At 62.6% G+C, this 14,440-nt stretch carries 10 protein-coding genes and 2 pseudogenes; 9 read left to right on the plus strand and 3 right to left on the minus strand.

Going from position 1 to position 14,440, the window contains the following annotated elements; all coding sequences use genetic code 11:
- Positions 1-21: 21 nt before the first annotated feature.
- The 3 genes and pseudogenes from AB1A62_RS20940 to AB1A62_RS20950 form a co-directional block, all read right to left on the minus strand.
- A pseudogene (locus AB1A62_RS20940) lies at positions 22-173 on the minus strand (transposase); the annotation flags it as partial.
- Between the two features lie 190 nt (positions 174-363).
- Positions 364-1,737, minus strand: coding sequence for an FAD-binding oxidoreductase (locus AB1A62_RS20945; protein ID WP_366663404.1), 1,374 nt, complete (start codon positions 1,735-1,737; stop codon positions 364-366).
- A gap of 725 nt (positions 1,738-2,462) precedes the next feature.
- Positions 2,463-3,281 carry a DeoR/GlpR family DNA-binding transcription regulator gene (locus AB1A62_RS20950; RefSeq protein WP_366663405.1) on the minus strand — a complete coding sequence of 273 codons (819 nt, stop codon included), beginning with the start codon at positions 3,279-3,281 and terminating at the stop codon, positions 2,463-2,465.
- A 217-nt stretch (positions 3,282-3,498) separates the two neighbouring features.
- On the opposite strand from AB1A62_RS20950, the gene AB1A62_RS20955 reads away from it, so the two are divergent.
- From AB1A62_RS20955 to AB1A62_RS20995, 9 genes and pseudogenes are all read left to right on the plus strand, one after another.
- Complete coding sequence (locus tag AB1A62_RS20955; protein ID WP_366663406.1) at positions 3,499-4,446, plus strand: ABC transporter substrate-binding protein; 948 nt, start codon at positions 3,499-3,501, stop codon at positions 4,444-4,446.
- Positions 4,447-4,552: 106 nt separating this feature from the next.
- Positions 4,553-5,575, plus strand: coding sequence for a betaine/proline/choline family ABC transporter ATP-binding protein (locus AB1A62_RS20960; protein ID WP_366663407.1), 1,023 nt, complete (start codon positions 4,553-4,555; stop codon positions 5,573-5,575).
- On the plus strand, positions 5,572-7,566 hold the full coding sequence (locus tag AB1A62_RS20965) for an ABC transporter permease subunit (protein ID WP_366663408.1): 1,995 nt from the start codon (positions 5,572-5,574) through the stop codon (positions 7,564-7,566). The genes AB1A62_RS20960 and AB1A62_RS20965 overlap by 4 nt, the downstream gene beginning before the upstream one ends.
- 2 nt (positions 7,567-7,568) lie before the next feature.
- On the plus strand, positions 7,569-8,468 hold the full coding sequence (locus AB1A62_RS20970) for a phosphotransferase (protein WP_366663409.1): 900 nt from the start codon (positions 7,569-7,571) through the stop codon (positions 8,466-8,468).
- Positions 8,469-8,476: 8 nt separating this feature from the next.
- A complete protein-coding gene (locus tag AB1A62_RS20975; RefSeq protein ID WP_366663410.1) occupies positions 8,477-10,924 on the plus strand; it encodes an FAD-dependent oxidoreductase in 2,448 nt (815 codons plus the stop codon).
- A gap of 33 nt (positions 10,925-10,957) precedes the next feature.
- Positions 10,958-12,004: a helix-turn-helix domain-containing protein gene (locus AB1A62_RS20980; protein ID WP_366663411.1), complete on the plus strand. Its 1,047-nt coding sequence runs from the start codon at positions 10,958-10,960 to the stop codon at positions 12,002-12,004.
- Positions 12,005-12,026: 22 nt separating this feature from the next.
- Positions 12,027-12,827 carry an inositol monophosphatase family protein gene (locus tag AB1A62_RS20985; protein WP_366663412.1) on the plus strand — a complete coding sequence of 267 codons (801 nt, stop codon included), beginning with the start codon at positions 12,027-12,029 and terminating at the stop codon, positions 12,825-12,827.
- 80 nt (positions 12,828-12,907) lie between these two features.
- Positions 12,908-13,660 carry an N-formylglutamate amidohydrolase gene (locus AB1A62_RS20990; protein WP_366663413.1) on the plus strand — a complete coding sequence of 251 codons (753 nt, stop codon included), beginning with the start codon at positions 12,908-12,910 and terminating at the stop codon, positions 13,658-13,660.
- Positions 13,657-14,440, plus strand: a pseudogene (locus AB1A62_RS20995) (glutamine synthetase); the annotation flags it as partial. The gene AB1A62_RS20990 and the pseudogene AB1A62_RS20995, both read left to right, overlap by 4 nt.

The raw sequence follows: 14,440 nt of genomic DNA on the forward strand, positions 1-14,440 counted from the left end.
GCGGCTGGACGGTGATCGGCTGTCCATCTCGCCGGACTGGTAGCGGCGCGGTGTCAGGCCGAAGTGCGCAGCGACGGCTCTTGAACTGGTGAAGCGTCCGGGGTCGTGCAGTGCCGCCTTGAGGTCAGAACCGTGATCGGCCCCACGCCAGGGATCGCCATGAAACGCAAGCAGGTGTCATCATTGCTGGCGAGCCGCTTCACGCGCCGATCCAGTTCCCGGTACGTCAAGAAGACTACGGCGAGCGCCTAACAACGAAACCAGAGCGGACGAACTTAGTTGCGTTGGTATGATGACGGTCATCCGCCATAAGTTGATAGGCGGGCACGGCGCTTCCGCGCCGTGCCCGCTCCTGCAGCCGCACTACTGAGGCGCAATATTTTGATTGTTCCTGAACAGGTTGTCCGGGTCGTAGCGGCTCTTGACCTCCAGCAAGCGGTCGTAATTGCCGCCGAAGTTTTCCCGCACACGGCTGCTGTCATCATCGTCCATGAAGTTGATGTACCCGCCCGGTTCGGAGTATGGCGCCACCGCGCCGGAGTAATCGCGCACCCACTTCTTATGTGCGGCGTCGTTTGCCGGATCCTCCGACGCTGCAAGAATTACCATCGAGAAATTCGCATCCCGGTGCCCGAAAGCCGTCGCGCCTGCGTCAACCTCCTGGCAGGCCCCGTTGATCGGATAGAGATGCATGGTCGAGCTGACTGTCGGCGCAGAGGGGCCGTGCTGAACGTGGGCGGCAATCGCGTCGTCGGTCAGCTCCTTCACGAAATTCCCCTTCCAATATTGCCGGATGCCCGTTGGGAACAGCCCGTCGAAGGCCGCGTTGATGGCGGGATATGGAACCGGTCCTACCATTTCGGCCTTTACCTCGGCGACATCGTGGAAAGCCTTGAACCGTTGCTCACCCTGAGCTGGGTCACCAGACCAACATGCAACGATTGCGCAGAACATGTCACCGTGCCGGTCTTCGGGAATGAAGGGCAAGGGCGGCGCGATCTGGAAGGCTGGGAAAGCGCCCATCTCACGCGGGGCATCCTTGATGTAGTCGCGGTAGAATTTGAAGATCGTTTCGGTCTCTTCGATCTCATAGAACATCGGCCCCCAGTAAACCGTATCCAGTGGCTGGAGCTTATATTCAAATGATGTGACAACACCGAAATTCCCGCCACCGCCTCGGATCGCCCAGAAGATATCGGCATTTTCGTTTTCATTCGCAATGAGCATTTTGCCGTCTGCAGTCACGATATCCGCCGAAATCAGGTTATCGAGCGAAAGGCCGTGCCCGCGCGATAGATAGCCGATACCACCGCCAAGCGTCAGCCCGGCGATCCCGGTGGTTGAAACCACGCCGCCAGTAGTAGCAAGGCCGAAAGCATGTGTGGCAGAATTGAAATCACCCCAGGTCGTGCCACCTTCGGCCCGGGCCGTCTTGGCGTTTGGGTTGACGCGGACGCTGCGCATCCGCGACAAGTCCAGAACCACGCCGCCATCATTCGTGCCAAAACCGGGGCCGCTATGACCGCCGCCGCGAACCGATAGGTCGTAACCGTTGTCGCGGGCATAATTGACTGTCGCCATGACGTCACCAGCATTCGCCGCCCGGACGATAACGGCAGGCCGCTTGTCAATCATGCCGTTGTGTACTTGGCGCGCCTCTTCATAGTCAGCGTCGTTCTCAATGATTATCTGTCCGCGGATCAGGTCGCCGAGTTCGCTTGGTGTCTTGGCAGTCATGGTTCCCTCCTTAAATGGCCCGCGTCTCGGATTCGCAGGTTGGTTCTGGAGGCGGCCAGCAACGTCACAGGCGAGAAGGAATGGCTGTAGCAGGCGAAGCACTGGCCGGCTCAGGATTCTGTGATCGGTTGTGATGATAGCATATACGCGGCACATCACCGAATACCGTCCGTCCGCCGAGTGCGATATCTCGGCTCACTTGGGCCTGTACAACAGCCAGTCTCGAGTTCGGTACACATCCAGGCAAAGAGCCGCTTCAGGCCAAGCAAGCTTGCACGAGCACTGGCCTGAAATTCGTTGCGGTTGGGTCAAAGAGTTTGAAGGTTTTTTCCGAACCGATTTCGTTGTTTACACCCGTTTGAGAATGCCTGCCTGATCAATAAGTGGCATAGCGCTCTGCGACTATTGCCGACCCTCTCCAAGGTGAGGTTAGACCCGTATCCCTGCCCTTTCCGACATTTTGATCTTGTAGCCGCAGTTAACGTCAACTTCGACAGGCCGCGCCGCACCGTGTTTGAACGTCCGCAACTCCTACCGCCGTGCTCGCTGATTACGCAGTTCGCAGTCTTGGCCAATGACACGTCCAGTCCGACAAACAGTCTCATCCCGTAGTCCTCCATATGGATCCAATACGGGAGCGTCGGCAGCTGACCTGTCAGCATGCAAGCGGTAACGGGTAGTGTGCAACACAGGCCTCGTTACAGCATCTCATTGCGTTTCCTAGCCTAGCTGCTTGCCGGCAGTTTCGGCTGACCAGCCAGGCGGTCTTCGCCTTTGACCACGACGGTTTCGATCTCATGCTTCTCCAGCATGGCCCTGATGCCGTCCGGCGGGGGGCTGTCAGTGAAGAAAACGTCGATCGCAGACATCTTGTCGAGCGAGACCGGAGCACGCTTGTTGAACTTTCCGCTGTCAGCCACGACGATGCAGACCTGCGCGTTCTCAGCCGCGATGCGTGCGATGTTTGCTTCCTCAAGATCATGCAGCATGAAACCCAGTTCGCTGTTCACCGCGCCGACCGAGAACACCGCCAGTTGAACATTGAGGCGCCGTACCAGGTCCAGTGCTTCTGCGCCGAAGGCGCCGCCGTCATGCGCTCGCAGTTCGCCACCCGCCAGAAAAACCCGGTTGTTGTTACGCATGGCCAGCGTCTGAGCCACAAAAACCGAGTTTGTGACCACAAACAGGTTGCTGTGATTTCTGAGCGCCAGCGCGACATAGGCCGTTGTCGAACCGATATCCAGAAACACTGAATCCCCGTCGCTGATCGTCTCCGCCACCGCCTGGGCCAGTACGGTTTTCACATCGGCATGCGCGCTGAGGCGGTTTTCAAAAGGCGGCTCGATGACATCTTCATTCAGATGCACACCGCCATGCACCTTGCGCACTATTCTGCGCTCCTCAAGCGTTTTGACGTTGCGCCTGATGGTTTCGTTGGAGACGTTCAGCTGTTCCGCAAGCGCGCTCACGCGGCAGGATCCTCCTGCGCGATGAAGCTCGCGCAGTATCTCTTCTTCTCGCTGGTTGGTGGTTTTCTGGTTCATTTCACAAGCGTTGCGTTGTTCCTGGCGTTATCAAAGCCGTATTCAAAAAAGCCACAGAATGCAACATGAGGCGGCGCATTCCGGCGCATAAATTGACGTATTAGACGAATATGCGTTGTTTTTTGTGGTTTTTATTGACGAAAAGCCAAGTCAACTGCACGATAACCCTACGCGACGCCAAGAATCGCACACAACACCACACAACAGGGAAATCCACATGCGACAGAACCTCAGAATATTGGGAACCGCGGCGCTGACAGCCGCCCTTTCCGCATCTTCCGCCTGGTCTGCAGAATCCGCCGATCCGATCAAACTGACACTGCACGACTGGTCCGGCCAGCTGATCAACACCAAGATCATGGGCAGCATCCTGCAGGAGGCAGGATACAATGTCGAATACGTCCAAGCGGATTATATCGCGCAATTTGCCGGGCTGAAGACCGGGGACCTGCACCTGGCCATGGAGATCTGGGAAACCACCGGGCGGGAAGCGCTGGATGAAGCCACCGCCACCGGCAAGGTGATCAACGCAGGCGAAACCGGCCTGATGGCGATCGAGGAATGGTGGTACCCCGCCTATATGAAAGACCGCTGCCCGGGCCTTCCCGACTGGCAGGCCCTGAAGGATTGCTCCGAAGAATTTGCGACCGCCGAAACCTCGCCCTACGGCCGTTATGTCGGCGGTCCGGTAACCTGGGGCGGTTTCGACGAAGAGCGTGTCGAGGCGCTGGAGCTTGAATTCGAAGTGGTGCATGCCGGCACCGATGCGGCGCTGTTCGCCGAACTTGAATCCGCCTATCAGCGCCAGGACCCGATTGTCCTGTGGGTCTATGCGCCCCACTGGGCGCCCTCGAAATACGACGGCGAATTCGTCGAGTTTCCAGCCTATTCGCCGGAATGCTATTCCGATCCTTCGGCGGGCGTGAACCCGGACATGGCCTATGACTGCGGCAAGCCGCGCGGCCCGATCTGGAAGGCAGCCTGGGCCGGCCTGCCGGACAAATGGCCGGGCGCCTATGAGATTATCCAGGACTACAGCCTCAGCAACGACGAAATGAGCGCCATGGTCGGCAAGGCCGACCTCGAAGGCGTGGATGTTGATACCGTCGTCTCTGACTGGATGGCCGCGAACAAGGACCGCTGGTCCGGCTGGATCAGCAACTGATCCAAAACAGCCAGGGCGGCGCCCGCTCTCACCCCGCCCTGGCTGCACCTATACCCTGCCACTTTGCCCGGCCGCCCTGTGCGGACCGCCGCCGGAGCCCAATTTCATGATCCCCAACACCAAACTCTCCTGCCGCAATGTCTGGAAACTCTATGGCGCCAATGCACAAGAGTTCCTCAACAGCAACCCGGCGCCCAGCGGAGACGACATCCGCCAGGCCGGCATCATCGGAGCGGTGCGCGACGCCCGCATCGACATTGCAGAAGGCGAGATCTTCATCATCATGGGGCTGTCCGGCTCCGGAAAATCCACCCTGGTGCGCTGCCTGTCGCGGCTGATCGAACCCACCGGCGGCCAGGTTCTGTTTGATGGCGTTGATCTGTTGACCGCCAGCGAGCAGGAGCTGATCGAGATCCGCCGCCACAAGATGGGCATGGTGTTCCAGCACTTTGCCCTGCTACCGCATTTGACCGTTCTGCAGAACGTGATGTTCCCTCTGACCGTTCAGGCTGCCCCCAGGGCCGAGGCCGAAGCAAAGGCCCGGGAGGTTGTGGAACTTGTCGGATTGAAGGGGCGCGAGGACTATTACCCGCGCGAGTTGTCCGGCGGCCAGCAGCAACGTGTCGGCATCGCCCGCTCGCTGGTGACGGAACCCGACCTGTGGTTCCTGGACGAGCCCTTCTCGGCGCTTGATCCGCTGATCCGCCGCGAGATGCAGGACGAGTTCATGCGCCTGCAGGCGCGCCTGCACAAGACCATCGTCTTTATCACCCATGACTTCGAGGAAGCCGTGCGCCTGGCCGACCGCATTGCCATCATGAAGGACGGCGAGATCATTCAGGTCGCCACTCCGGAGGAACTGGTTCTGAACCCGGCCACGGATTATGTCGCCGAATTCACCCGCCACATCCCGCGCTCCAAGGTGCTGACGGTGGGCGGCATCATGACCCCTGGCACGCAAGCCGAAGGCGTGCCCGTGCCGGCAGCCGCCCGGGTGTCGGAAGTCGCGGAACAGATCATCGCCGCGGATGCCCCGCGCCCGGTGTGCGACGCGAACGGCCGGATCGTTGGCAGCATTGGCCGCACGGCGGTGGCCCGGGTGCTGTTCGGCGCGGGAGAGGCGGCATGAAAGCGCATCTGACAAGGCAGGCCCCGGTTGCCTGGGGGCTGGTGCTGGCCACGATCCTGCTGGGCTGGTTCGGCCGCGACCTGGCCAAGGCGCTGGATGCGCGCTGGCTGGTCAAGGTTCCGTCCTCCTGGGATATCCCGTTCAACACATACATCTCCGCTGCCATGGCCTGGCTGATGGAGGAGGCAGCCGTCGGCCCGGTCTCCTTCACCGATGCCACCCGCGCCATCGCCTGGCTGATCGAGCAGCCCTATGAATTGGCGTTGAACCTGCTGGCCCGCGGCTTCCTGTTCGATCCCGGCCCGGAGCCGCAGGTTCTGCTCCCTGCCGCCAGCTGGATCGCCGTCACCGCTGCGGTGATTGCCCTGGGGCACTACTGCCGCAGCTGGGGACTGGCGGCGCTTGTCGGCGCCTGCTTTGCCTATCTCGCGGTTTTCGGGCAATGGGACAGCGCCATGGTCACGCTGGCCTCGGTGGTCATCGCGGTGCCGATCGGCGCGGGCGGCGGGCTGCTGGCCGGCATCTGGGCCTACCGCCATCCGCTGGGCGAGCGTATCCTCTCCCCCATTCTGGACCTGATGCAGACCATCCCGATCTTCGCCTACCTGGTGCCGATCCTGTTCATGTTCGGCTTCGGCCCGGTATCAGCGCTGGTCGCCACCATCATCTATGCCACCCCGCCGATGATCCGCATCACTATCATGGCGCTCAAGGCGGTGGACCCGGAAACCCTCGACTTCGGCCGGATGGCCGGCACCACCCGGCGGCAGCTGATGTGGCGGGTGCTGGTGCCCTCGGCCAGCCAGAGCCTGATGGTCGGCGTCAACCAGGTGATCATGCTGACGCTCAACATGGTGATCATCGCCTCGATGATCGGCGCGGGCGGGCTTGGCTTCGACGTGCTGGCCGCGCTGCGCCGCCTCGACATCGGCGCTGGCTTTGAGGCGGGCATCGCCATCGTGGTGCTGGCCATTGCGGTGGACCGGCTGAGCCAGGCCTTCGCAGAGCGCATGGGCCAGGTCCGTCACACCCCGCCCGGTTCCTGGGCCGCCCGGAACAAGCGCACGGTGCTGGTGCTCTGCCTGCTGGCGGTCACCTGGGTGCTGGGCCGCTTCTCGCCCCTGCTGCTGGACTATCCGCAAAGCCAGACCATCACCACCGGCGCCTTCTGGAATGACACCGTCAAATACCTGAACGTGAACTACTTCGATGCGTTCGAGGCAGTGAAAGTCTTCTTCCTGCAGTGGTTCCTGCTGCCGATCAAGAAAACCCTGCTGGGCATTCCCTGGCCCTGGGCAATCGCCATGCTGACGCTGCTCGGCTGGCGCGCAGGCGGCTGGAAGCTGGCAGCCCTGTGCGGCGCGATGTCTGCCCTGATTGCTGTCAGCGGCCTGTGGGCCAAGGCGATGGTCACTGTCTACCTCTGCGGCGCCTCGGTGATCCTTGCCACCCTGATCGGGGTTCCCCTGGGCGTGCTGGCCGCGCTGAACCGCCGCGCGGGCATTGCCATCAACCTGCTGATCGACACCCTGCAGACCCTGCCCAGCTTCGTCTATCTGATCCCGGTGGTGATGCTGTTCCGGGTCGGCGATTTCACCGCAATGATCGCCATCGTCCTTTACGCGCTGGCGCCGGCCGTCCGCTATGCCGCCCACGGTGTGCGCAGCGTCAGCGGCGAGCTGATCGAGGCCGGCCTGGTATCCGGCTGCACCAAATGGCAGCTGCTGCGCCTGGTGCGCTTGCCGATGGCGCTGCCGGAGATCCTGCTGGGCATCAACCAGACCATCATGCTGGCGCTGTCGATGCTGGTGATCACCGCGCTGGTCGGCACCCGCGACCTGGGCCAGGAAGTCTATATCGCCCTGACCAAGGCCGACACCGGCCGCGGCCTGGTCGCCGGGCTTGCCATCGCCTTCATCGCCATCATCGCCGACCGGCTGGTCAACGCCGGTGCCCGCGGCGCCCGCATCCGCTTTGGACTGGAAAGCTGACCATGAGCCAATCCGATCTGCAAAAACGCGTCAGCCTGCTTGAGCGCATCCATGCGCTGCCGATCTGGCGCGGCTCCATCACCACGCAGCCTTTGACCGGGGGCATCACCAACGTGAACTACCTGGTCCAGGACAGCCGCGGCAAATACGTGGTGCGCGCAGGCGACGACATCCCGCTGCACCAGGTGATGCGCTTCAATGAACTGGCCGCCGGCCGCGCCGCCCATGCCGCCGGCCTGTCGCCTGCGGTGGTGCATGCCGAAGATGACCTGACAGTGCTGCAGTTCATCGAAAGCCGCACCCTGAGCGAAGCGGATGTGCGCGACCCCGCCATGCTGCCGCGGGTGCTGGAACTGGTGAAATCCTGCCACCGCGAAGTGCCCAAGCATTTGCGCGGCCCGGCACTGGTGTTCTGGGTGTTCCATGTGATCCGGGACTATGCCGCCACCCTGCGGGACAAGGACAGCCCGCATGCGGCGGCGGCCTCGGAACTGGCGGACATCGGCAGCATGCTGGAACAGGCGGCAGGCCCCTTCGACATCGTCTTCGGCCACAACGACCTCTTGTGCGGCAATTTCCTCGATGACGGGGATCGGCTCTGGCTGATCGACTTCGACTATGCCGGCTTCAACTCGCCGCTGTTCGACCTTGGCGGCCTCGCTTCCAACAACGGGCTGTCGCAGGCGCAGGAGCAGTGGCTGCTGGAAACCTATTTCGAGGCGCCGGTGACCGATGATCTGCTGCACCGCTACAGCGCCATGAAATGCGCTTCGCTTCTGCGCGAGACCATGTGGAGCATGGTGTCAGAGATCACTTCCGAAATCGACTTTGACTACGCGGCTTACACCGCCAGCAACCTCGCGCGCTTCCGCGCGGCGCTTGACGACTTTCAAAACACCTGAGGACTGACATGACTGAACTTCCCTCAACTGCCAAGGCAGTCATCATCGGCGGCGGCATCATCGGCTGCTCCACCGCCTACCACCTGGCCAAGCTGGGCTGGACCGACACCGTTCTGCTGGAGCGGAAAAAGCTGACCTCGGGCACCACCTTCCACGCCGCTGGGCTGGTCGGGCAGCTGCGCTCGAACGCCAACATTACCCAGCTGCTGGGGTATTCGGTCGATCTCTACAACAATATCGAAGAGGAAACCGGCCTGGGCACCGGCTGGAAGATGAACGGCGGCCTGCGGCTGGCCTGCAACGAGGAGCGCTGGACAGAGGTGAAGCGCCAGGCCACCACCGCGCATTCCTTCGGTCTGGAGATGGAGCTGCTGACCCCGAAAGAGGCGCAGGAGCTGTGGCCGCTGATGGATATCTCCGACGTCATCGGCGCTGCCTTCATGCCGACCGACGGCCAGGCCAACCCCTCCGACATCACCCAGGCGCTGGCCAAGGGCGCGCGGATGGCCGGGGCCAGGATCTTCGAGGACACCAAGGTCACCGATATCGAGATCGAGAACGGCAAGATCCGCGCCGTGATCACCGAACATGGCCGCATCGAATGCGAAAAGGTGATCTGCTGCGCCGGCCAGTGGACCCGCACCTTTGCCAAGCGGTTCGGTGTCAATGTGCCGCTGGTGCCAATGGAGCACCAGTATATGGTGACGGAACCGTTCGAGGGCGTCCCCTCGGGCCTGCCCACCCTGCGCGACCCGGACCGGCTGACCTACTACAAGGAGGAAGTCGGCGGGCTGGTGATGGGCGGCTATGAGCCGAACCCGATCCCCTGGGCCACCGACGGCATCCCGCAGGGCTTCCACTACACGCTGCTGGACAGCAACTTCGATCACTTCGAACAGCTGATGGAACAGGCGCTTGGCCGGGTCCCGGCGCTGGAACATGCCGGCATCAAGACCCTGACCAACGGGCCGGAAAGCTTCACCCCCGACGGCAACTTCATCATCGGCGAGGCACCGGAACTGCGGAACTTCTATGTCGGCGCGGGCTTCAACGCCTTCGGCATCGCCGCGGGCGGCGGCGCCGGCATGGCGCTGGCGGAATGGGTGAAGAACGGCGAGCCGCCGTTCGACCTCTGGTCCGCCGACATCCGCCGTTTCGGGCGGCCGCATTTCGATACCGACTGGGTCCGCACCCGCACGGTTGAGGCTTACGGCAAGCATTACACCATGGCCTGGCCGCATGAAGAGCACGACAGCGGCCGCCCCTGCCGCAAGTCGCCGCTGTATGACACGCTGAAAAGCCAGGGCGCCTGCTTCGGCGAGAAACTCGGCTGGGAACGCCCGAACTGGTTTGCCGATGCCGCCAGGGGCGAAACACCCAAGGACATCTACAGCTTCGGCCGCCAGAACTGGTTCGACGCAGTGGGCCGCGAGCACAAGGCCGCGCGCGAGGCGGCGGTGCTGTACGACCAGACATCCTTTGCCAAATTCGCGCTGAAAGGCCCGGATGCGCTGGCCGCAATGAACTGGATCTGCGCCAATGACGTGAACAAGCCGGTGGGATCGCTGATCTACACCCAGATGCTGAATGACAAGGGCGGCATCGAATGCGATCTCACCGTGGGCCGCGTCGCGCATGACGAATTCTACATCGTCACCGGCACCGGCTATGCCACCCATGACTTCGACTGGATCCGCCGCAACATTCCCGACGGCATGAACTGCCAGCTGTTCGACATCACCTCCTCCAACGCGGTGCTGTCGCTGATGGGGCCGAAAGCGCGCGGCATCCTCGCCGCTGTCACCCGCGACGATGTCTCCAACGACGGTTTCAAGTTCGGCACCATCCGCACCATCGGCATTGCCGGCTGCCCGGTGCAGGCGCTGCGCGTGACCTATGTGGGCGAGCTCGGCTGGGAACTGCACCTGCCGGTGGAATACGCCCAGACCGTCTATGCCGCGCTGATGGAGGCAGGCAAACCGCACGGGCTGGTCAATGCCGGCTACCGCTCGATCGAATCCCTGCGCCTGGAAAAAGGCTACCGCGCCTGGGGCTCGGACATCGGCCCCGACCACACCCCGTTCGAGGCCGGGCTTGGCTGGGCGGTGAAGCTCAGGAAGGATATCCCCTTCAAGGGCCGCGCCGCCGCCGAAGCGCAGAAGGCAGAGGGCGTTAAGAAGATGCTCGCCTGTTTCACCACCGATCCCGGCGTGGTGCTCCTGGGCCGGGAAACCATCTACCGCAACGGCAAACGCGTCGGCTGGCTGACTTCGGGCGGCTATGGCCACACCGTCGGGCAGTCCATCGGCTACGGCTACATCCGCAATCCCGAAGGCGTGGATGCCGACTACGTGCTGGGCGGCGAATACGAGCTGGAGGTCGCCACCAAGCGGGTCCCCTGCAAGGTGCAGCTCAACCCGCTCTACGACCCGTCGATGAGCCGGGTAAAGACCTGAACCGGCACTCCTCCATCACCAGGGAATACGATGATGCAACACTTGAAACAGAGCAGCTTCCGCGATCATGCGCCTGTCCGGGGGGCCGCACGGCCCGCCGGCGGCCGGCCCGGTCACACCGCAAGCGTCGGGCTCTACGTGTTTTCCGGTTTCCCGATGGAGGAGTACGCCCTGTTTGCCGCGGCCCTGCACGATGCGGGCGAAACCTGCGGCAGCAGCCTCAAGGTTGACGTGCTGTCCAGCAATGGCGGTTTTGTTCAGGGCAGCTGCAGTGCCGCGGTGCAAACCAGGCCGCTGGCTGATGCTCTGAAAGAGCTGGACTATCTGGTGATTTTCGGCGGCCACAAGTCCAGTGTCGGCAGCAACCAGCATTTCAGGGCAGCCCTGCAGATCCTCCGGCGCAAGGGCTGCCAGGTGGCCGCGGTCGGCGGCGCTGCGCTGACGCTGGCAAAGGCCGGCGTCTTTGAAAGCAGCAGCTGTGCGGTGCACTGGCAAAACCGGGAACTGTTCAGCGGGCTGATGAGCGCCCTGGCCCCGACTGATCAGGTCTGCGCGGTCAACGACGGGGACTGGTCGTCCTGCGGCAAGACCGGCGCGCTGGATCTGGCCCTTCATGTCGTGGCCGATGTCTACGGCAAGCCGGTTGCCACGCGGCTGGCGCAGACCTTCATCCACACCCGGCTGAGCGACGCCCGCAGCACCCAGAACGGCGAGGTCTTGCACGCTGCCCTGTCCGGCTCAGGCCTGGTCAACAAGGCCATTGCCCTGTTCCAGAATCACCTGGAAAACCCGCTGCCGATGGCTGAGGTCTCCCGCATTCTGGGGTCGTCCCCGCGCCGTATCGAACGGCACTTCAAACAGCACTGCGGCACAACGCCGTGCAGCTACTACCGGCAAATGCGGCTCGATCACGCCCGGAAACTGCTGCTGCGAACCAACATGACACTGATTGAAGTCGCGATCGCGGCCGGGTTCTCCACCAGCGCCAGTTTCGCCTCAGCCTTTCAGCAAATCTACGGCACGACGCCGAACGCCCTGCGCAAGTCCCTCAGCGGCGCAAAGGCGGGCCCCGCAACCTGATCAGATCCAGGAAAACACTCCCATGACCCAGACTTCCTCCAGTTCAGACCCGCTGTCGGCGGAGACGGTCCTGCGCGACTGCGCGGCCTGGGCCGAAATGTCCGCAGCAACCGCGCTTGGCTTCTTCCGCCAGGGCACCGCCGTCGATTTCAAAGCCGACCTCAGCCCGGTCACGCTCGCCGATCAGACCGTGGAGCGGGAACTGAAGGCAGCCATCGCCGCCAAATACCCGGACCACGGAATCTTCGGCGAGGAAACCGGCATCGAGGGCGGCGGCAAGGACCATCTCTGGGTCATCGACCCGATCGACGGGACCCGCTCCTTCATTTCCGGCCACCCGCTGTTCGGCATGCTGATTGCATTCCTCAGCAAAGGCCGGCTGCAGGCCGGCGCCATCAGCATGCCGGCGCTGAATGAAGTGTACTGCGGCGGCCTCGGGGTGCCGGCCACCTGCAATGGCACGCCCATTCAGGTCTCAGGCCAGCGCAATCCGGATGAGGCAATCCTCTACATCAACGAGGGCGAAAAGCTGCTGGCGGATCATCCGGCCGTCACCGCCCGGCTGCTCCGGGCAGGGCAGACCCGGCGGTTCGGATACGATTGCTACCCCCACGCCCTGCTGGCGGCCGGCCATGTTGACGCGGTGGTCGACTATGACCTGAAGCCCTATGACTTCCTGGCCGTTTCAGCGGTCGTAGAAGCGGCAGGGGGCATCATGACGGACTGGCAGGGCAAGCCACTGGCGCTGGACTCCGAAGGTGCCGTCGTGTCGGCGGCATCGCCTGAACTGCACGCGGCCCTAATCGGTCTTCTCAACGGCTGATCGCCGCCGCCGCAAATCCCGAAACGCCATGAACGGGCGCCGCCGCCCGTCCACAAGTTGTGCCGCATAGGAGGCCGGTAATGACACTGCAACCATTCGAAGTCATCAATCGCGATGGCACAGGGCCTGTTGTGATAATCTGCGAACATGCCTCTGCGCATATCCCGGCGGTCTACGATGGCCTCGGGCTGCCGCCTGATGACCTGAAAAGCCACGCCGTGTGGGACCCTGGCGCCCTCGATCTTTCCCTGAAACTATCCAGGGCACTGGATGCGCCGGTTGTCGCATCGGCGGTGTCGCGGCTGGTCTATGACTGCAACCGCCCGCCCGAGGCTCCCAGCGCGATGCCGGCGAAGTCGGAGCTGATCAAGGTTCCCGGCAATGCCGGGCTGACCGCCCCGGCACGCCAGCGCCGCACCGAGGCGGTCTACCGCCCGTTCTGCCGGGCCGTTTCGGAAGTGCTGGACAAGCGCGGCCCGGAGACAATCGTGGTGACAGTGCATTCCTTCACCCCGGTTTACTTCGGCAAACCTCGGCCGGTGGAGTTGGGCCTGCTGCATGACGAAGACAGCCGGCTGGTGGATCTCATGCTGGATCATGCCGGGAAACTTCCCAACCGGACGATCGCGCGCAACGAACCATACGGCCCTGCAGACGGTGTCACCCATTCGCTGAAGCTCCATGCCATCAGCCGCGGGCTGGCCAACGTGATGATCGAAGTGCGCAATGACCTGCTTGCGACAGAGGAAATGGCTGCAGGAATGGCTCTCGATATTCTGGCGCTGCTGATCCCTGCAGTGAATGAACTCAAGAAGAAGGACATGGCAGTGTGAATAAGAAACTGACCTTCGACACTTTTAAGGACCAGGTTGCTTCGGGCGCGGTTGACACTGTTCTGGTCTGCCTTGTGGACATGCAGGGCCGCCTGATGGGCAAGCGCTTCCACGCCAAGCATTTCGTGAATAGCGCCTGGGAGGAAACCCATTGCTGCAACTACCTCTTGGCCACCGACCTGGCGATGGCGACGCCGGACGGTTACGCCTCGACCAGCTGGGAGCGCGGCTACGGCGACTATGTGATGAAGCCTGACCTCTCCACCCTGCGCCCGGTGCCGTGGCTGGAGGGCACCGTTATGGTGCTGTGCGACGTGCTGGATCACCATACGCACGAAGAAGTCTCCCACTCCCCCCGCGCGATCCTGAAGAAACAGGTGAACCGGCTGAAGGCGATGGGCTATGACGCGATGTGCGCCACCGAACTGGAGTTTTTCCTGTTCGCCAAAAGCTTTGACGAGATCCGCCGCTCGGGTTTCCGCGACCTGGAGCCGATCTCCGGCTACAACGAGGATTACAACATCCTGCAGACCACCCGAGAGGAGCATGTGATGCGCCCGGTCCGCAACCACCTGTGGGATGCGGGCCTGCCCATCGAGAACTCCAAGGGCGAGGCGGAGACCGGCCAGGAGGAGCTGAACATCAAATACGCCGCGGCGATGGAGACGGCGGAATACCACACCATCGCCAAGCACGCGATCAAGGAGATCGCCGAGCAACAGGGCCACGCGGTCACCTTCCTGCCGAAGTGGAGCCACGACAAGGTCGGCTCCTCCAGCC

The organism is Leisingera sp. JC11, assembly GCF_040704725.1.
Lineage (GTDB): Bacteria > Pseudomonadota > Alphaproteobacteria > Rhodobacterales > Rhodobacteraceae > Leisingera.